18 protein-coding genes and 2 tRNA genes are annotated in these 17819 nt (G+C 67.6%); 16 read left to right on the top strand and 4 right to left on the bottom strand.

Annotated elements, in window-relative coordinates:
* Positions 1–87 precede the first annotated feature (87 nt).
* The 3 genes from ppsR to AC1DCJ_RS08800 are packed head-to-tail and all read left to right on the top strand — an operon-like array spanning position 88 to position 2031.
* Complete coding sequence (gene ppsR, locus AC1DCJ_RS08810) at positions 88–909, top strand: posphoenolpyruvate synthetase regulatory kinase/phosphorylase PpsR (protein WP_038687857.1); 822 nt, start codon at positions 88–90, stop codon at positions 907–909.
* A gap of 60 nt (positions 910–969) precedes the next feature.
* Entirely contained in the window at positions 970–1482 is a 513-nt protein-coding gene (locus AC1DCJ_RS08805; RefSeq protein ID WP_128096178.1) for a DUF1249 domain-containing protein, read from the top strand.
* A gap of 60 nt (positions 1483–1542) precedes the next feature.
* Positions 1543–2031, top strand: a complete 489-nt coding sequence (locus tag AC1DCJ_RS08800) for an NUDIX hydrolase (RefSeq protein ID WP_038687861.1) — start codon at positions 1543–1545, stop codon at positions 2029–2031.
* 58 nt (positions 2032–2089) lie between these two features.
* Here AC1DCJ_RS08800 and AC1DCJ_RS08795 read toward each other — a convergent pair whose 3' ends face one another.
* Complete coding sequence (locus AC1DCJ_RS08795; protein ID WP_313422569.1) at positions 2090–2734, bottom strand: class I SAM-dependent methyltransferase; 645 nt, start codon at positions 2732–2734, stop codon at positions 2090–2092.
* Positions 2735–3120: 386 nt separating this feature from the next.
* Between AC1DCJ_RS08795 and AC1DCJ_RS08790 the strand changes: the two genes are divergently transcribed.
* From AC1DCJ_RS08790 to AC1DCJ_RS08740, 11 genes are all read left to right on the top strand, one after another.
* Positions 3121–3735 carry a CDP-alcohol phosphatidyltransferase family protein gene (locus AC1DCJ_RS08790; RefSeq protein WP_038687864.1) on the top strand — a complete coding sequence of 205 codons (615 nt, stop codon included), beginning with the start codon at positions 3121–3123 and terminating at the stop codon, positions 3733–3735.
* A gap of 55 nt (positions 3736–3790) precedes the next feature.
* Positions 3791–4894, top strand: a complete 1104-nt coding sequence (gene phaE, locus AC1DCJ_RS08785) for a class III poly(R)-hydroxyalkanoic acid synthase subunit PhaE (protein ID WP_478070714.1) — start codon at positions 3791–3793, stop codon at positions 4892–4894.
* On the top strand, positions 4891–5958 hold the full coding sequence (gene phaC, locus AC1DCJ_RS08780) for a class III poly(R)-hydroxyalkanoic acid synthase subunit PhaC (RefSeq protein ID WP_478070713.1): 1068 nt from the start codon (positions 4891–4893) through the stop codon (positions 5956–5958). Before phaE ends, phaC begins: the two co-directional genes overlap by 4 nt.
* On the top strand, positions 5955–6326 hold the full coding sequence (locus AC1DCJ_RS08775) for a YfeK family protein (protein WP_038687871.1): 372 nt from the start codon (positions 5955–5957) through the stop codon (positions 6324–6326). The genes phaC and AC1DCJ_RS08775 overlap by 4 nt, the downstream gene beginning before the upstream one ends.
* A gap of 47 nt (positions 6327–6373) precedes the next feature.
* Complete coding sequence (locus tag AC1DCJ_RS08770; protein WP_314405108.1) at positions 6374–6577, top strand: PspC domain-containing protein; 204 nt, start codon at positions 6374–6376, stop codon at positions 6575–6577.
* A complete protein-coding gene (locus tag AC1DCJ_RS08765) occupies positions 6574–7023 on the top strand; it encodes a hypothetical protein (protein ID WP_313245484.1) in 450 nt (149 codons plus the stop codon). The genes AC1DCJ_RS08770 and AC1DCJ_RS08765 overlap by 4 nt, the downstream gene beginning before the upstream one ends.
* A gap of 176 nt (positions 7024–7199) precedes the next feature.
* Positions 7200–7415 carry a hypothetical protein gene (locus AC1DCJ_RS08760; protein WP_137189720.1) on the top strand — a complete coding sequence of 72 codons (216 nt, stop codon included), beginning with the start codon at positions 7200–7202 and terminating at the stop codon, positions 7413–7415.
* A gap of 435 nt (positions 7416–7850) precedes the next feature.
* Positions 7851–10223, top strand: a complete 2373-nt coding sequence (locus tag AC1DCJ_RS08755; RefSeq protein ID WP_478070712.1) for a Tex family protein — start codon at positions 7851–7853, stop codon at positions 10221–10223.
* A 226-nt stretch (positions 10224–10449) separates the two neighbouring features.
* Positions 10450–12651, top strand: coding sequence for a PAS domain S-box protein (locus tag AC1DCJ_RS08750; protein ID WP_478070711.1), 2202 nt, complete (start codon positions 10450–10452; stop codon positions 12649–12651).
* Between the two features lie 401 nt (positions 12652–13052).
* A complete protein-coding gene (locus AC1DCJ_RS08745) occupies positions 13053–14816 on the top strand; it encodes a methyl-accepting chemotaxis protein (RefSeq protein WP_478070814.1) in 1764 nt (587 codons plus the stop codon).
* A 101-nt stretch (positions 14817–14917) separates the two neighbouring features.
* Positions 14918–15418 carry a DUF4189 domain-containing protein gene (locus AC1DCJ_RS08740; RefSeq protein WP_478070710.1) on the top strand — a complete coding sequence of 167 codons (501 nt, stop codon included), beginning with the start codon at positions 14918–14920 and terminating at the stop codon, positions 15416–15418.
* 78 nt (positions 15419–15496) lie between these two features.
* Here AC1DCJ_RS08740 and AC1DCJ_RS08735 read toward each other — a convergent pair.
* Positions 15497–15583 (bottom strand) — tRNA-Leu (locus AC1DCJ_RS08735).
* Positions 15584–15707: 124 nt separating this feature from the next.
* Between AC1DCJ_RS08735 and AC1DCJ_RS08730 the strand changes: the two genes are divergently transcribed.
* Positions 15708–16088, top strand: coding sequence for a response regulator (locus tag AC1DCJ_RS08730; protein ID WP_448136019.1), 381 nt, complete (start codon positions 15708–15710; stop codon positions 16086–16088).
* A gap of 9 nt (positions 16089–16097) precedes the next feature.
* Here the strand turns inward: AC1DCJ_RS08730 and AC1DCJ_RS08725 are convergent, their stop codons facing one another.
* Positions 16098–17054 carry an SOS response-associated peptidase family protein gene (locus AC1DCJ_RS08725; RefSeq protein ID WP_478070709.1) on the bottom strand — a complete coding sequence of 319 codons (957 nt, stop codon included), beginning with the start codon at positions 17052–17054 and terminating at the stop codon, positions 16098–16100.
* 109 nt (positions 17055–17163) lie between these two features.
* Here AC1DCJ_RS08725 and AC1DCJ_RS08720 point away from each other — a divergent pair, with 109 nt between their 5' ends.
* Positions 17164–17580, top strand: coding sequence for a GNAT family N-acetyltransferase (locus tag AC1DCJ_RS08720; protein WP_478070708.1), 417 nt, complete (start codon positions 17164–17166; stop codon positions 17578–17580).
* Positions 17581–17693: 113 nt separating this feature from the next.
* Here the strand turns inward: AC1DCJ_RS08720 and AC1DCJ_RS08715 are convergent.
* Positions 17694–17769 (bottom strand) — tRNA-Glu (locus AC1DCJ_RS08715).
* Between the last annotated feature and the right edge of the window lie 50 nt (positions 17770–17819).

The raw sequence follows: 17819 nt of genomic DNA, 5'->3' as shown, positions 1-17819 counted from the left end.
AAGAAGCCGATATGATGCCGGGCAGACCGCTGTCGGCACAAGCTTGTATCGACAGCCTTTTTAAGCTTCGTAGGGGGTAAAAGCCGTATGTCGACGATCCGTCCGGTGTTCTACGTGTCCGATGGAACCGGTATCACCGCTGAAACCATTGGGCATAGCCTGTTGACCCAGTTCTCCGGGTTCAGCTTCATTACCGACCGGATGTCGTTCATCGATGATCCGGAAAAGGCCCGCGAAGCGTGTGAAAGGATCCGTGCAGCCGGGGAGCGCTACCAGGTCCGGCCGATCGTGGTCAGTTCCTGCGTGGACAGCGGGCTGAGCATCATCCTGGCCGAAAGCGGCGGGTTGATGCTGGACGTATTCGCCCCCTTCATCGAGCCCCTGGAGCGCGAACTGGCGGTCAACCGCCACTCCCGGGTGGGCCAGGCGCACGGCATGGTGGACTTCGAGACCTACCACCGGCGCATCAACGCGATGAACTTCGCGCTGACCCACGATGACGGCATTGCCATCAACTACGACGACGCCGACGTGATCCTGGTGGCGGTGTCGCGGGCCGGCAAGACCCCCACCTGCATCTACCTGGCCCTGCATTACGGGGTGCGCGCGGCCAATTACCCGCTCACCGACGAAGACCTGGAGCAGGATCGCCTGCCGCCCCGGCTGCGCCCGTACCGCAAGAAGCTGTTCGGCCTGACCATCGACCCGGACCGCCTGCAGCAGATCCGCCAGGAGCGCCGCCCGAACTCGCGCTACGCCAACCTGGAGACCTGCAAGCGCGAGGTGGCCGCGGCCGAGACCATGTTCCGCATGGAGCGCATCCCGACCCTGAGCACCACGCACACCTCGATCGAGGAGATTTCCAGCAAGGTGCTGACCACCCTGGGGCTGCAGCGCGAGTTGTATTGACCCCTTTGGCCGGGGCCTGGCCGCCCCCACGTTGAAGGATCAACGTGTAGGATCGACCCCATGGCCCAGGCAACGCCCCGCATCGAACGCATCCCCAGGCTCAGCCGTCTGAGCTGGCTGATGGGCCTGTACGCGGAAAACTACCAGCACCTGGTGCGGCTGTTCGCACCGGCCGAACTGGTGGCCGGCAGCTACGTGTCGTCGGTGGGCGATGGGCTGGACGTCCGCCTGGACGTCATCGAGTGCCACCGCTACACGGTCGAACTGCGCCTGACCTACGACTTCGCCGACCCGGTCACCGGGCAGCCGGATCCGTCGGCCTATGTGCGGCTGTACCGTGACGCGCGCCAGGCCGAGACCACCCACTGTTACGTGGGGCGGCGCTGGCAGGACGTGGTGGGCATGTACCCGCCGCCGGCCGAGTTGATCAGCCACCGCATGCGCATGAACACCTTCCTTGGCAAATGGCTGGAATACCTGGCCGAGCGCGGTCACGGCGTGGCCACCCTGCGCCGTGATGGCGATGCGCTGCCGGCCCCGGCCGACACCCAGCGCAGCCGCGTGGCCAGCTGAGCCAACCGCGCCGCGCCGATCGCGCATAATCGGGGTTTGTGCCTGTTGAGCCCCTGCCTCATGCCCTATACCCCGATCATGGCCACCCTCGGCTACGTGATTTCGCCCGACGGCAAGCAAGCCCTGATGATCCACCGCAACGCCCGCCCGGGCGATCTGCACCTGGGCAAGTACAACGGCCTGGGCGGCAAGATGGAGCGCGACGAAGACGCTGCGGCCTGCATGCGCCGCGAGATCCGCGAGGAAGCCGGGATCGAATGCGGCACCATGCGCCTGCGCGGCACCATCAGCTGGCCGGGCTTCGGCAAGCACGGCGAAGACTGGTTCGGGTTCGTGTTCGTGATCGACGATTTCACCGGCACGCCGCTCACCTCCAACCCCGAGGGCACCCTGGAGTGGGTGGACCTGGACAAGCTGGACACCCTGCCGCTGTGGGAAGGGGACCGCAGCTTCCTGCCGCTGGTGTTCGGCGACGACCCGCGCGCCTTCCACGGGGTGATGCCGTACCGCGACGGCGCCATGCAGTCCTGGACCTACACCCGCCTGTAACCGGGTAGTGCCGGCCGCTGGCCGGCAACCCAACCAACCAACCCAACACCGCCCGGCATCACCGCCGCGCCAGCAACAGATGGAAGTGCTTTTCCACCTGGCGCCCGTCATTGCTGGTGCCGGTTTCCCGGTGCGCCCGCCAGCCGCAGACCCGCAGCCCACTGCTGCGCATGGCCAGCTCCACCTCGGCCAGCTCATGCAGGTGGAACCCATGCGCGGTAAAGGGCAGGGTGCGCATGAACGCCGCATCGCCGAAGGCCAGGCACAGCCGGCCGCCGGGGCGCAGGACGCGGGCCAGTTCGGCCAGCGCCAGCGCGGGCTGTTCCCAGAAGTACACGGTGTTGACCGCCAACGCCGCATCGATGCAGGCGTCCTCCAGCTCCAGCGCATGCACATCGCCCAGGCGGACGGCGGCGCGGTCGTGCAGGTCGGCGGCGGTCAGGCGGTCCTGCGCGGCATCGACCATGTCCGCCGACACCTCAACGCCCAGATAGCGGCTGCCGGGCGCGCGCAGCAGGTCAGCGGCGAAGGCCGCGTTGCCCGGGCCGATCTCCAGTACCTGTTCGCGCGCGGCGACGGCCAGCAGGGCGATGGCCGCCTGGTTCAGCGCGCCGTTGCTGCGGTTCATGGACTCGGCCACGGCCAGCGCATGGTCCCCATGCGGGTGCCGCAACTGGGCGGCAAGATGTTCGGGTGAAAGCACGCAGGCAACTCCTGTCGCAAGGGGCGGGCAGGACGTAGCGGCGGCGTGTCCACCCACCAGCATACCCGTGGACGGAGCGCTTGGGACACTGCCCGGCGCCGGCCCTGGAACGGGCGGCAGCTGTCAACCGGCCATCGGTGATCAATAAATAACCAGCGTCGCGGCGGCTGAGACGGAGTTGTCCACAGGGGGTGTGGATGACTGGTGCGCAAGTTTGTGGATAAGCCATGGCAGCCCCCGCCAGTTCTCGCTGTCAAGATGGGTGGCCAAAAATTCACCGCATGTCGTTGTCCCGTGAAGGCGTCGCCAAGGCGTCGGCCGAGCCGCTCTGTCACGGTTTGGGCTGCTCGCGGTACTCTCTTGCGATTGCCGTCTACAGATCACCCATGAAACGTCACTTCTCGATGCTGCGCGAGTTCCACCTGGCGGACTGGTTCACCCTGGCCAACGCGTTCTGCGGCACCGGCGCGGTGTTTGCCGCCATGCGCTTCCTGCAGGACGGGCAGCGCAGCTACCTGTTGTTCGGCATGGCATTGATCCCGCTGGCCTTCATCTTCGATGCGCTCGACGGGCGCATCGCGCGCTGGCGCAAGTCCAGCTCGACGCTGGGCCGGGAGCTGGATTCGCTGTCGGACATCATCTCCTTTGGCGTGGCCCCGGCCGCGCTGGCCTACGCCTGCGGCATGCAGGGCGGCTGGGACTGGTTGGTGCTGAGCTATTTCGTGTGCTGCGGGGTCAGCCGCCTGGCGCGCTACAACGTGACGGCCGAGGCATTGGCGGGCGAGGGCGACAAGGTGCCGTACTTCGAAGGCACGCCGATTCCCACCAGCCTGGCGCTGGTGGTGGTGCTGGCGGTGGCCGCCAGCATGGGCGCCATCGGCCACAACCTGTGGTTGGGCCAGTGGCAGCTGGGTCCGTGGCAGCTGCACCCGATGGTGCTGTTGTTCGCGTTGTCCGGCTCGCTGATGATCAGCAAGACCCTGCGTATTCCCAAGCCATGAACCTGCCCCTGTCATTGCCCCCGATCCTGACCGTCCTGCAGCCTGGAGCGCGCCGATGAGCACGGCCGGCAGCGGTGGCAACGCGGGCGACATCGAAGCCCTGGCACGCCAGTATTTCAGCGCCTGGGGCGATGCCCTGCGGCATGCTGCCGTGCCTCCCGGCGCGCCCGGCGCACTAGGCGCGGGGCAGGGCAGTTGGCAGCAGGCCATCGACTGGTGGGCGCAGATGATGCCCAACGCCAGCAGCAGCCCTGCCGACGACGCGGTGCACCGTTTCCGCGAACAGGCCGGTGGCTGGTACGGCACGATGCAGCAGGTGGCCGCGCAGTTCGCCGGCCGCGATGCCAGCAGCGCCGATGTGGCCCAGGCTTGGAAACAGGCCGTCGAGGGCCAGGGCGACGGGCTGCTGCAGTGGATGTTGCAGGGCGCGCGAGGCCACACCCAGGCCGGCGGCCCGGACCTGTTGAAGCTGCTGGAAACCCTGCAGCGCGACCTGGGCCCGTGGCTGCAGACCCCGGCGTTCGGCCCCGGTCGTGAGCACCAGGCCCGCTGGCAGGCGCTGCTGCGCGCCCAGCAGGACTACCAGGCGCACTCGCGCGACTACGTGGACCAGATCAAGCAGGCGCTGGACGATGCGTTCAAACTGTTCGAGCAGCGCCTGGCCGAGCACGAGCAGCCGGGCAACCAGCTGACCAGCGCGCGGGCGATGTTCGACCTGTGGATCGAGGCGGCCGAGGAGGCGTACGCCAAGGTGGCGATGTCCGAGCCGTTCCAGCAGGTGTATGCCGAACTGGGCAACGCGCAGATGCGCCTGCGCGCGGCCACCCAGCACGAGATCGAACGGGTGTGCGAGGCGATCGGCATGCCCACCCGCACCGAAATGGATGCCGCGCACCGTCGCATCACCGACCTGGAGCGGCTGGTACGGCGCATGGCGGCCGGCGTCGCGCCCCAGCCGGCAGCGGCTGAAGCACCAAAAGCTGCGTCGCGCCCGCGCGCGGCCCGCCGCGACGCAGCGCCCACGCCCGGCCCGGTCAAGAAGGCGGCCAAGGCGGCCAAGCCCGCTGCGAAAAAGGCGTCGTCGGCCCGCGTGAAAAAGACCGCCCCCCAGGCGTCGGCGAAACCGGCCGCCGCCAAGCCGCGGAAGCGCACGCCATGAAAGGGCCGTTGGGCTTCAACGCCGAGGACCTGCTGCAGGAGACCCTGGCCATGCAGCGCAAGCTGCTGGACGGGTTGACCCTACTGCCGTCGGTGGAGGACGTGGACTACGGCGCCACCGCGCGCGAGGAAGTGTGGCGCGACGGCAAGGTCGTGCTGTACCGCTTCGTCGGCGACGATGCCCCGGTCCAGCGCACCCCGCTGCTGATCGTCTACGCGCTGGTCAACCGCCCGTACATGGTGGACCTGCAGGCCGACCGCTCGCTGGTCCAGCGCCTGCTCGCGCTCGGCCACGATGTGTACGTGCTGGACTGGGGTTACCCGGACCGCTCCGAGCGCTACCAGACGCTCGAGGACTACCTGCTGCGCTTCGTGGACGGCGCGGTGGACCACCTGCGGGCGCAGTCGGGCGCCCCGATCAACATGCTCGGCATCTGCCAGGGCGGGGTGTTCGCGCTGTGCTACGCCGCGCTGCGCCAGCACAAGCTGGCCAACCTGATCACGATGGTCACCCCGGTCGACTTCCAGACCCCCGACAACATGCTGTCGCACTGGGCGCGGCAGGTGGACGTGGACCTGCTGGTGGACACGCTGGGCAACATCCCGGCCGACCTGATGAATGCCAGCTACCTGATGCTCAAGCCGTTCCGGCTCAACGTGCAGAAATACGTCGGCCTGCTCGACATCCTGGACGACAAGGCCGCGCTGCAGGATTTCCTGCGCATGGAAAAGTGGATCTTCGATTCGCCCGACCTTGCCGGCGAGACCTTCCGTGATTTCATCAAGCAGTTCTACCAGGGCAACGGCCTGATGCACGACGGCATCAAGATCGGCGAAGACATGGTCCAGCTGTCGCAGGTCACCCTGCCGGTGCTGAACATCTATGCCGAGCAGGACCACCTGGTACCGCCGGATGCGTCACGCGCGATGCGCGGCCGGATCGGCAGCAGCGACTACACCGAAAGCAGTTTCCGTGGCGGCCATATCGGCATCTACGTGTCCGGCCGCGCCCAGCGCGAGGTGCCCGGTACGATCACCGATTGGTTGAAGGAACGTTCCGCATGACCCATCGCCTCCGCGCAGTGCTTGCACTGGCCCTCATCGCCCCCGGCGTGGCGCTGGCCGCCCCGAGCGACACCGCCCGCCGCGAGATCGCCGGCCTGATCGGCGCGCTGGATGGTTCCAGCTGCCGCTTCCAGCGCAATGGCAGCTGGCATGACGCCGCCGAGGCGCGTGCTCACCTGCAGCGCAAGTACGACTACCTGCTCAAGAAGGACAAGGTGGACACCGCCGAGCAGTTCATCGAGCGGGCCGCCAGCCAGAGCAGCATGAGCGGCAAGCCTTACCGCATTGCCTGCCCGGGCCAGCCCGAACAGACCGCCGCGGTGTGGTTCGGTGCGCGCCTGAAGGCCTTGCGCCAACGCACCTTGTAGACATCGCCCGCGGTACAGTCCGCCCTCCCGTCCCGGAGACCGCTGTCATGAACGCCACGCCGCGCACGCTGTCGCGCTCGCTCAACGACCGCATGATCGCCGGGGTGATGGGCGGCATCGCGCACCGCTTCGGCTGGGGTTCCACGCTGGTGCGGGTGCTGTTCGTGCTGGTCTCGGTGCTGTCGGCGGCCTTCCCGGGCATCCTGGTCTACCTGATCCTGTGGCTGCTGATCCCCAACGAGGCCGATTGAGCCTGCCACCGCTGGCGCTGCGCGTCCTGCAGGGGCTGGGCGCGCTGTGGACCGCGCCCAACACCCTGATCGGTCTGATCGGCGGCCTGGCCGGGATGGTGGCCGGCGCGCGCCCGTCCTGGAACCGCCGCGATCTGGCCATCGTGTTCCGTGACTGGCCGTGGGGGCCGGGCGGGGCGATCACGCTGGGCAACGTCATCCTGCACACCGGCCCGGTGCTGGACGTGGCCTGCCGCACTTATGCCCACCAGGCCGGGCACTGCACCGAGCCGGTGATCGGCCTGCACGACCACGAGCGCGCGCACGTGTACCAGTATCTGGTGCTGGGCCCGCTGTACCTGCCGGTGTACCTGGTGTGTGGCGGGGTAAGCGCGCGCAACCCGTTCGAACGCGCCGCCGATGTGTACGCCATGACCGGCCGCGGCTGGTGGCCGGGTGTGCCGTGACCCGCTGCGCCTGGCGTTAGTGCGGCGTTAAATCGGTGTAAATAAAACGTCGCGCAACGCGACGTCATCTGCATGCAAACAAAGGTTATTAGCCTGCATGACGGATCAGTCAGGTTCGGCACGTTAAACTGGCGCCTGTTGTAATTGCATGATGCGTCACAGGAGGAACACATCACATGGCAATCGTTCTTTATGTCGGTGGTAGCAAGGATGGCGACAAAGGCGTAGTACCCCACGGTTTCAGCAAGTCCCGGGCCGATACTGACGCCGGGCCGGAGATCTACACCGAGCGTTTCATGGAACTGCCGGGCATCGGCAAGATCCGGGTAATGGCGCTGGAATCCCTGCGCGACGAAATCGTCCACCAGCGCACCGCCCAGCATTACCGCTGACGCGGCCGTAGCGCCGGCCTCTGCCCGGCTCCCGAACCGTAGTGCCGGCCGCTGGCCGGCTCCCCAACGCAGGGTAGTGCCGGCCGCTGGCCGGCTCCACGCACACCCGAACCCCGTAGAGCCGGGCTCTGCCCGGCTGCACTTCCAGCCTCCCCGATGTAGAGCCGGGCTCTGCCCGGCTGTCCGTCTACCCCGACCGTAACGAGGAGCCGGCCAGCGGCCGGCACTACCGTGGGCGATTCGATCGTCATGAGCAGCCGGGCAGAGCCCGGCTCTACGGTGGGCGAGTCGATTGTCGTGAGAAGCCCGGCAGAGCCCGGCTCTACGCAGGACACCCGCGGGCGACAGGTTCGCCCCCCGCTGTCAACGCCTTCCCCCCGCCGCCGTGCGTTGCCACAATCGGGACTTTCCGTACTGCGGCTCCGGCCGGAAGCAATGCCTGACATCAAGCTCGCCCAGCAGATCGCCCAGACCATCGCCGATGAAATCGGTGCCCAGCCTGCCCAGGCGCGTGCCGCCATCGCCCTGTTGGACGAAGGCGCCAGCGTCCCGTTCATTGCCCGCTACCGCAAGGAAGTCACCGGCGGCCTGGACGACACCCAGCTGCGCAACCTGGAAACCCGCCTGACCTACCTGCGCGAGCTGGAAGACCGCCGCGCCTCCGTGCTGTCCAGCATCGACGAACAGGGCAAGCTCACCGACGAACTCCGCAACGAGATCCTCGGCGCCGATACCAAGTCGCGCCTGGAAGATCTGTACCTGCCGTACAAGCCCAAGCGCCGCACCCGCGCCCAGATCGCGCGCGAAGCCGGGCTGGAACCGCTCGCCGATGGCCTGCTCGCCGATCCAAGCCTGGACCCGCAGGTGTTCGGTGCCACCTTCGTCGATGCCGACAAGGGCGTGGCCGACACCAAGGCCGCGCTGGAAGGCGCGCGCGCGATCCTGATGGAGCGTTGGGGTGAAGACGCCGCGCTGGTCGGCGAGCTGCGCAGCTGGCTTGGCGAAAACGGGGTCATCCGTGCGCGTGTCGCCGAAGGCAAGGAAGAGCAGGGCGCCAAGTACCGCGACTACTTCGAACACGCCGAATCGCTGGCGAAGATTCCCTCGCACCGGCTGCTGGCGCTGTTCCGCGCGCGCCGCGAGGAAATCCTGTTCCTGGAACTGGACCCGGGCACCGAGGCCGAAGCCGGCCATGTGTATGCCGAAGGCCGGGTGGCCTACAAGGCCGGCATCGCCGACGCCGGCCGCCCCGGCGACCGCTGGCTGCTCGACGCGTGCCGCCTGACCTGGCGCGCCAAGCTGCACATGCACCTGCTGCTGGACCTGTTCAACCAGGCCCGCGAGAAGGCCGAAGCCGAGGCGATCGCCGTGTTCGGCGACAACCTCAAGGATCTGCTGCTGGCCGCCCCGGCCGGCCCCAAGAGCGTGCTCGGGCTGGACCCGGGCATCCGCACCGGCTGCAAGATCGCCGTGGTCGATGCCACCGGCAAGCTGGTGGCCACCGACACCATCTACCCGCACGAACCGCGCCGGCAGTGGGACCAGTCGCTGCAGACGATCAAGCAGCTGTGCCTCAAGCACAACGTGGAACTGATCGCGATCGGCAACGGCACGGCCAGCCGCGAAACCGACAAGCTGGCCGGCGAGGTCATCAAGGCACTGGGCGACGGCAAGCTGCAGAAGATCGTGGTCAGCGAAGCCGGCGCGTCGGTGTACTCGGCCTCCGAATTCGCCGCCAAGGAGTTCCCGGACCTGGACGTGTCGATCCGCGGCGCAGTTTCCATTGCCCGTCGCCTGCAGGATCCGCTGGCCGAGCTGGTCAAGATCGAACCCAAGGCGATCGGCGTGGGCCAGTACCAGCACGACGTGGACCAGTACCGCTTGGCGCGTGCGCTGGATGCGCGTGTCGAAGACTGCGTCAACGCGGTTGGCGTGGAGGTCAACACCGCCTCGGCAGCGCTGCTGTCGCGCGTGTCCGGGCTGTCGGCCACGGTGGCCGAGAACATCGTGCGCCACCGCGACGACAACGGTCCGTTCAAGCGCCGCAAGGACCTGCTCAAGGTGCCGCGCCTGGGCGACAAGACCTTCGAACAGTGCGCCGGCTTCCTGCGCATCGCCGATGGCGACCAGCCGCTGGATGCCTCCTCGGTGCACCCGGAAGCCTATCCGGTGGTGGAGCGCATCGTGGCCGCCACCGCACGCCCGATCAAGGCGTTGATCGGCGATGGCAGCTTCCTGCGCGGGCTCAAGGCCGAACAGTTCACCGACGCCACCTTCGGTGTGCCGACCGTGCGCGACATCCTGAAGGAACTGGAAAAGCCCGGCCGCGACCCGCGCCCGGAGTTCAAGGCAGCGCGTTTCGCTGAGGGCGTGGAAGAACTCAAGCACCTGCAGCCGGGCATGATCCTGGAGGGCGTGGTCAGCAACGTGGCCGCGTTCGGTGCCTTCGTGGACATCGGTGTGCACCAGGATGGCCTGATCCACATCTCGGCGCTGTCGGACACCTACGTCAAAGACCCGCGTGATGTGGTCAAGGCCGGCGACATCGTCAAGGTGAAGGTGCTGGAGGTGGACGTGGCGCGCAAGCGCATCGCCCTGACCCGGCGCCTGGACGACACCCCGGCGCCGGCCAAGGCCCCGGGCGAGCGCGATGCCCGGCCTGCCGGTGGCGGTCGCCGTGATGGCGGCGGCGGGGGGCAGCGCAATGGTGGCCGTGGCGCCGCTCCCGGCCCGCGCCCGGGCAGTGCGGCGCCGCCGGCCAACAACGCCCTGGCCGACGCCTTCGCCCGCGCCAAACGCGGCGGCTGAACCGGCCTGGATCCACCCGCCAGGGGCCGCCGCGTGCGGCCCTTGGCGTCTCTGGCGGGCACGGCACTTCTGGTTTCACTCCGTGTTGGTCACACTTCCCCTCAAATGCCCGTAGGCTGGGCAGGCGCCGGGGAGGCCATATGACAACGCACCAGGCAGGGCCGGAAGGTCGGGCGGGGCCAGATGCCGTACGGCACGGCGTCCGTCCGCGCGCGTGGCCGTGCGCATGAGCCACGATCCGGCCGGCAACGCGCACGGCACCGGCGCGGCGTTGCGTGACATCACCGAGCGCCACCGGCGCCTGCAGATGATCATCGACGGCACCGGTGCCGGCACCTGGGAATGGAATGTCCAGGACGGCCGGATGTGGGTCAACGAACGCTGGGCGCAGATCGTGGGCTACACCCGCGACGAACTGGCGCCAATCACCCCCGACACGTTTTTCCGGCTGGTCCACCCCGACGACCTGGCCCAGTCCAACGCGCGGCTGCGCGAACACCTAGAAGGGCGCTCGCCGCACTACGACAGCCTGTGCCGCATGCGTCACAAGGACGGCCACTGGATCTGGGTGCAGGACCGCGGCCGCGTCTACGAATGGGACGCGCACGGCCAGCCGCAGTGGATGGCCGGGGCACACGCCGACGTCACCGACCTGCAGACTGCGCGGCAGGACGCGGCCAACATGCGCCAGCGCCTGCAGGCGGTGGTGGATGCGTCCGACGAAGTGGCGGTGATCGCCACCGACATCGATGGCGTCGTCAACCTGTTCAACACCGGTGCGCAGAAACTGCTGGGCTACACGCCCGCCGAGGTGATCGGGCGGGTCAACCCGGGCCTGTTCCATGACCCGGACGAAATGATGGAGTACCTGCGCCCGCAGGCCGATGCCGATGGGCGCGTGCCGACCGTGTTCGAAGCGCTCACCGCGCACGCCACACAGGGCACCTGGTCGCACCAGTGGACGTACGTGCGCAAGGACGGCGAGCGCCGCCAGGTGCGGCTGTCGATCAGCCCGCTGGATGGCAACGACGGCCATCGGATCGGCTACGTCGGCATGGCGGTGGACATCACCCCGCTGCTGGAAGTCCGCGAGCAGGCGTATCTGGCGGCCGAGAAATTCGCCGGCGCGTTTTCCTCGGCCGCGCTCGGCATGGCCCTGGTCTCGCTGGAAGGGCGCTGGCTAGACGTCAACGATGCGCTGTGCGGCATCCTGGGCTACACCCGCGCCGAACTACTCGCAGTCGACTTCCAGACCGTCACCCATGCAGACGATCTCAATACCGACCTGGCCCTGGTCGCCGACCTGCTCAACGGGCGGCGCGACCACTACCACATGGACAAACGCTACCTGGGCAAGCGCGGCAACATCGTGTGGGGCCGGCTGTCGGTGTCGCTGGTGCGTTCCGAACACGGCGAGCCGCTGCACTTCGTGTCGCAGATCCAGGACGTCACCGCCCAGCGCCAGAGCAGCCTGCAACTGCGCGAATCCGAGCAGCGCACCCGCGTCACCCTGGATGCGGTGGCCGACATGGTGCTCACCCTCGACCTGCACGGGCTGATCCAGTACGCCAACGCCGCGGCCACCCGCGCGCTGGCCGGGGAGGGCGCCGCGCCCCTTACCGGCGGCCAGATCCAGGACGTGATGGAGCTGACCACCGAATACGCGCCGCGCTCGCCGCTGGACATCGCCGTGCTGCTCGACCCGGAGAGCAACGCGGTGGACCTGCATTCGGACCTGCTGCTGTCGGTGGGCGCGCAGCTGCTGCCGGTGGATCTCACCCGTGCCTGGCTGCGCGCCGAGGACGGCCAGGTCAGTGGCGCGGTCTGGGTGATCCGCGATGTGACCCAGCAACGTGCCCGCCAGCGCGAAGCGCGCCACCTGGCCGAGGTCGACCCGCTGACCGAGCTGAGCAACCGCCGCGGGTTCGAAGCCCATCTGCAGCAGGCCATCACCCGGGTCGCCCGGACCGGGCAGTCGGCCTCGCTGATGTTCATCGACCTGGACAACTTCAAGCCGGTCAACGACAGCCATGGCCACCTGGCCGGCGATGCCATGCTCTGGGCGGTGGCCAACGTGCTGCGCCACGGCGTGCGCGATTCGGACATCGTGGCGCGGCTGGGCGGCGACGAGTTCGCGGTGATCCTGGCCGGTTGCTCGCTCAAGCGTGCCCGGCGCATCGCCAGCGACCTGCTGGACGGGGTTCGTACGCTGACCATTCCCTGGGACCTGCAGCGGCTCAGCGTCGGTGCCAGCATCGGCATCGCCGCGATCGGCGGCAGCATGAGCGTGGACGACGCGGTGGCCGCGGCCGATGCGCAGTGCTACTTGGCCAAGGCGGCGGGCAAGAACAACGTGCAGGTGGAGACGCCGACCATGGAGGGGCTGGACCCCCTGGACGTCGAGACCACCGAGGGCGGGGAAGGCTGACGGGTGGCCCCGGAGCTCTGCTGACACCGGGTGAACTTTTTTCTGAACCCACCCTAAAGCTTCCTGCACGGCAGTCGATATTTAATCTGGAGCCTCCGTCGCTCCGCGCTGGTGCCCCGCCACCTCTCGTCGGCCCGGGCTCGCGTGACTTTGCAACAGGCTGTCTGCCGGATGCAGTACTGCAGTTGTACAAAGCCGCAGAAGCGACGTGAGCCATGACGTCGCCGCACCTCCCACGCCAGACGAAGTGCCGACGGGCATGGTGCCCGTCGGATTCCAGCACGCCAGGGACCGAGGATCAGATGATGCTTACTTCAGGTATGCACGCGCATGTGCAAGGACGTACCGACGCCGCTGCCAGCCACTCGTTGTGGCAGGCCCTGAAAGCCAGCGTCACCGCCATGGGCCACGCACGCCAGGCCGCCAACGTGGCCGCGCAGCGCCGCCAGTGCGAGCTGGAAGCCCAGGTGGCCGCATTGCACCGGGTGCAGGCGGTGATCGAATTCGATCTGGACGGCACCATCCTGCAGGCCAACGACAACTTCCTGCAGGCCGTGGGCTATGGGCTGGATGAAATCCAGGGCCGGCACCACGCCATGTTCGTCGAACCGGCCCTGGCGCAGAGCCAGGAGTACCGCGACTTCTGGGCGCGGCTCGGGCGCGGGGAATTCGACGCCGGGCAGTACCGGCGGCTGGGCAAGGGCGGCCGCGAGATCTGGATCCAGGCCTCCTACAACCCGGTGCTGGATGGCAACGGGCGTCCCTACAAGGTGGTCAAATTCGCCACCGACATCACCGCGCAGATGCAGCAGGCCGCCGATGTGTCCGGTCAGCTGGCGGCGATCAACAAGTCGCAGGCGGTCATCGAATTCGGCCTGGACGGCCGCATCCTGTCGGCCAACGAGAACTTCCTGGCCACCACCGGCTACACGCTGGAGGAAGTGCGCGGCCAGCACCACGCCATGTTTGTCGAACCCGAGCACCGGCAGAGCCCGGACTACGCCCGGTTCTGGGAAAAACTGGGCCGGGGCGAGTACGACGCCGGCCAGTACCGGCGCTTCGGCAAGGGCGGCCGCGAGGTGTGGATCCAGGCGTCGTACAACCCGATCCTGGACATGAACGGCCGCCCGTTCAAGGTGGTCAAGTACGCCACCGACATCACCGCCCAGGTGCGCGACAGCCTGGCCATGCAGCACGCCGTGGCGCAGACCCGCGAGGTGGTGGCTGCGGCCAAGGGCGGTGACCTTACCGGGCATATCGCCACCGAAGACAAGAACGGCCCGATCGCCGAGCTGTGCGAAGGCATCAATGCGCTGGTGGAGGCGATGGCCTCGATCATCGCGCAGATCAAGTTCGCCGCCGACACCATCGCGGTGGGTGCCAGCGAGATCGCCGAAGGCAACAGCGACCTGTCGGTGCGTACCGAACAGCAGGCCGCATCGCTGGAGGAAACCGCGGTCTCGATGAAGGGCCTCACCGCCACCGTGCAGCAGACCGCCACCAACGCCCGCCAGGCCAGCGAGCTGGCCAGCGGCGCGGTCGACGTGGCTGCGCAGGGCGGCCATGTCGTGCATGAAGTGGTGCACACGATGGCACTGATCAACGAATCGTCGCGTCGGATCGTCGACATCATCGGTGTCATCGACGGCATCGCCTTCCAGACCAACATTCTGGCGCTCAACGCGGCGGTGGAAGCCGCGCGCGCCGGCGAGCATGGCCGCGGCTTTGCGGTGGTCGCCTCGGAGATCCGGTCGCTGTCGCAGCGCTCGGCGGGCGCGGCCAAGGAGATCAAGCAGTTGATCGCCGATTCGGTGGAGAAAGTCGGCGCTGGCACCGGCCAGGTCGAGAGTGCCGGCCGCACCATGGATGAGATCGTGGTCAACGTGAAGCGGGTCAGTGCGTTGATCAGCGAGATCAGTGCGGTGGCCCAGCAGCAGAGCGAAAGCATCGGGCAGATTCACCAGGCGGTCGACCACATCGACGAAGGCACCCAGCAGAATGCCGCGCTGGTGGAAGAGGCGTCCGCCGCCGCGCGCAGCATGGAAGAGCAGGCCACCCAGTTGCTGCACACAGTGGCGGCGTTCCGGGTGGAGGCCAGTGCGGGCATCGCGCGGCAGGCCATCGCAGCAGCGGGACATGGCCAACCGGCGCTGCGGCTGGTGTGAACGTCGCCTTTGCCTGACACCGTATCGGAGCGCTACCTGCGTGCCATTGGTAGTGGGCTTTGGGATACTCGGCCTTCCAACGGAAGGTCGAGACCACCCCCATGTCAATGACAGCAGGACGCAGCGCAGTACTTCTCGTCGCACTAGCCGCGGCGGGCGCCGCCAACGCGGCGTCGGCCGTGTTTTACGACACCACTACCGGTGTTTACGGTTATTCGATGAACCAGCGCACCGTCAGCGCGGCAGTGCAGCAGGCGTTGAGCTACTGCGTGCAGCGTTCACCGAACTGTGCGAGCCATGTCAGTACCGCCGCGCCGGGATTCTCCGCGGTGTACACCGGCACCCGCGCCCTGGGCTTTGCGCTGTCTGAAAAAGAGGATGGTGCTGCCCAGCGCAAGGCCGAAGCGATGTGCCGGCGCAAGGCCCAGGATTGCGTTCTGGCGCTGGTGTGGCGCGAGACCCCGCCGCCGACGACGGACGTGCCGGCGCACGTCGCCGTGCTGCAGCAACGGGCTGCGTCTGCCGCCGCGGCGGAGGCTGCGGCCAATGCTGCTGCCGAAGCCGCTGCCAAAGCAGCTGCTGCCTCGAAATCCACCGAGTGAGTTCACGGAAGGGGCTGCCTTTCGGCAGCCCCTGAAATGCAAAAGGCCAGATCCGAAGATCTGGCCTGTGCAATTCCATGGTGCCGAAGGTGGGACTCGAACCCACACGCTTTTAAGGGCGGCGGATTTTGAGTCCGCTGCGTCTACCGATTCCGCCACTTCGGCTGGCTGGCCGCGTAGTGTATACAAATTGTGGAGATCTGTGCAGCCCTGAACGCTTCATCTGAGGGTCGATCTTCATCGGGGCGGGACGCTATACTCACCGGGCTGAACCATACAGAGAGCCGGGATGAGCGCATTGCAGGATCTTCGGGTACTCGTGGTCGAGAACGACGAAATGAGTGCGGCCCTGCTGCAGATGCAGCTGGTCCAGGCCGGCGCGGTCGTCGTCGGCCCGGCGGCGTCGGTTGCCGACGCGCTGCGCCTGCTGGGCGACTCCGAACCCCAGGTGGCCCTGCTGGATTACCGGCTGGCCAACAACGAAACCAGTGAACCGGTCGCGGCCGCCTTGAGCGCCCGTGGCATTCCGTTCGTGCTGGCCACCGGCATGGCGCCGGACCACCTGCCAGCGGTATTCCGCGCCGGCGTGATGCTGACCAAGCCATACCTCACCGCGGAACTCAACGCGGCATTGGAACGCGCGCTGCAGGCCGCATCGGTCGCCAGCTGACGCCTTTGCTCACGCCGCTTCGGTGTGGGCGTAGCTGACCGGCTCACGGTCGTCCAGGATGCGATACAGCGCATCCAGATCGCTGGGATCCGGGTTCAGCCAGGCATCCAGGTTGTCCGGCCGGATCGGAATGATGCAGCGGTCATGGCCAGCCGCGGCGATATCGCGTGGCGGTTCGTCGGTGATGGCCGCAAAGGACAGCAGCCGCCCCTCCGGGCCGTCCCATTCCGACCACAGGCAGGCAATGAGCAGGTCACGCGGTGGCTGCGGATGGAACTCCAACACCACGTTGCTGGCCTTCTCGCCGGGTGCGAGGGTGCGTTGCTCCAGCGCATGCCGCGGCACGTGTTCGTAGAACGACTGCACCACCACCACGCCATGGCAATGCCCGAACGCGGGCTTCCAGTATCCGCCCAGGCTGTCGCGGCGCGCGTTGTACGTGCCGGGGTACAGCGTGTCGTGGCGTGCCGGCGTGTCCGGCAGGCGGCACTGATAGCGCATCGGCTTGATCACGCGCTGGCCGCGCTCGGACACGATCACCGGTGCATACACGCCGGGAAAGATGCGGCTGTCGCGCGGCAGCAGCCCGGTGCGACGCAGGTCGTCCAGCCGCGCCTGCGCGCGTTCGACCCGGTTGGTGGCGATGCGCGCCTCATTGCGTGCCTTCTGCGTGGGGCGCGCGGCCAGGCTGGCGTGAGCGGCGTCGCGGCGTTCGCCCTGCACGCGGATCTCCGCGTCCAATGCCTGCATTTCCTCGGCATGCCACTGCTGGATCTTTGCCACGATGTCCTGGCCCTGCGCGGTGCGCGCGCCGGCAAAGCCGTCGTCCATTGCTTTGGGCGTTTTCGGGCGCTGCTTGCCGGCATCGTGGGCGTAGAGCTGGGCGAATTCGTCCAGCGACATCATGGCGCCGTATTCCCGCACCAGCTTGGTGTAATCGGCGCGGATCTGGGCGGAATAACACATGGGGCAGGGACGGGCGAAAGGGGCAGGGGACAGCATAGGCCGGTTGGTATCAACGGATGAGAAACCGATGCGGCATGCTGGCAACCTGTTCACGTGTGCGAGCCGTTCCATGACCCTGCCTGCTGGTCTGAAGTGCATTCCCCATCCGCCCAGCGTGGCCGAGTACTGCGACCTGCGGGTGCGCGCCGGGCTCAGCCCGAAAACACGGGAGGCGGCCACGCTGGGTCTGCCCCATACGGTGTTCGGGGTCAGCATCCGCGAGGGCGAACAGCTGCTGGCGATGGGCCGGCTGGTGGGCGACCGCGGCTGCTTCCTGCAGGTGGTGGATATCGCGGTGGTGCCCGAGCGGCAGGGCCAGGGGCTGGGCAAGGCGGTGATGCGCGAACTGGACGCGTGGCTGCAGGCCAATGCGGTGGGCGCGTACGTGAGCCTGATCGCCGATGGCGACGCGCACAGCTTGTATGCGCAGTTCGGCTTTGCGTTGACCGCGCCGCGATCGGTGGGCATGGCCAAGGTGGTGCGGTAGGTACCGACCGTTGGTCGGTACGAAAGGGCGTGGATGCCGACCGTGGGTCGGTGCGCGTGTTGAGGGCACACAAACAAAAACCCCCGGCAATGCCGGGGGCTGTTGTTTGTAGCTGGCGTCCCCACGGGGATTCGAACCCCGGTCGCCACCGTGAAAGGGTGATGTCCTAGGCCTCTAGACGATGGGGACGCGTTAAACCGAATTTGTCTTCTATCGGACGGCCTGTGTCCGGAGAAGTG

It is taken from the genome of Stenotrophomonas sp. 10N36 (genome assembly GCF_056395005.1).
The sequence above is the reverse complement of the archived record's forward strand: the minus strand, read 5'-3'. Positions and strand labels throughout refer to the sequence as shown.

Coding starts and splice junctions, on each gene's coding strand:
- AC1DCJ_RS08760 (WP_137189720.1), top strand. CDS start 7,200: ATGGCAATCGTTCTTTATGTCGGTGGTAGCAAGGATGGCGACAAAGGC.
- AC1DCJ_RS08750 (WP_478070711.1), top strand. CDS start 10,450: ATGAGCCACGATCCGGCCGGCAACGCGCACGGCACCGGCGCGGCGTTG.
- phaE (WP_478070714.1), top strand. CDS start 3,791: ATGAGCACGGCCGGCAGCGGTGGCAACGCGGGCGACATCGAAGCCCTG.
- ppsR (WP_038687857.1), top strand. CDS start 88: ATGTCGACGATCCGTCCGGTGTTCTACGTGTCCGATGGAACCGGTATC.
- AC1DCJ_RS08790 (WP_038687864.1), top strand. CDS start 3,121: ATGAAACGTCACTTCTCGATGCTGCGCGAGTTCCACCTGGCGGACTGG.
- AC1DCJ_RS08800 (WP_038687861.1), top strand. CDS start 1,543: ATGCCCTATACCCCGATCATGGCCACCCTCGGCTACGTGATTTCGCCC.
- AC1DCJ_RS08805 (WP_128096178.1), top strand. CDS start 970: ATGGCCCAGGCAACGCCCCGCATCGAACGCATCCCCAGGCTCAGCCGT.
- AC1DCJ_RS08725 (WP_478070709.1), bottom strand. CDS start 17,054: ATGTGTTATTCCGCCCAGATCCGCGCCGATTACACCAAGCTGGTGCGG.
- AC1DCJ_RS08775 (WP_038687871.1), top strand. CDS start 5,955: ATGACCCATCGCCTCCGCGCAGTGCTTGCACTGGCCCTCATCGCCCCC.
- phaC (WP_478070713.1), top strand. CDS start 4,891: ATGAAAGGGCCGTTGGGCTTCAACGCCGAGGACCTGCTGCAGGAGACC.
- AC1DCJ_RS08755 (WP_478070712.1), top strand. CDS start 7,851: ATGCCTGACATCAAGCTCGCCCAGCAGATCGCCCAGACCATCGCCGAT.
- AC1DCJ_RS08720 (WP_478070708.1), top strand. CDS start 17,164: ATGACCCTGCCTGCTGGTCTGAAGTGCATTCCCCATCCGCCCAGCGTG.
- AC1DCJ_RS08730 (WP_448136019.1), top strand. CDS start 15,708: ATGAGCGCATTGCAGGATCTTCGGGTACTCGTGGTCGAGAACGACGAA.
- AC1DCJ_RS08770 (WP_314405108.1), top strand. CDS start 6,374: ATGAACGCCACGCCGCGCACGCTGTCGCGCTCGCTCAACGACCGCATG.
- AC1DCJ_RS08740 (WP_478070710.1), top strand. CDS start 14,918: ATGTCAATGACAGCAGGACGCAGCGCAGTACTTCTCGTCGCACTAGCC.
- AC1DCJ_RS08745 (WP_478070814.1), top strand. CDS start 13,053: ATGGGCCACGCACGCCAGGCCGCCAACGTGGCCGCGCAGCGCCGCCAG.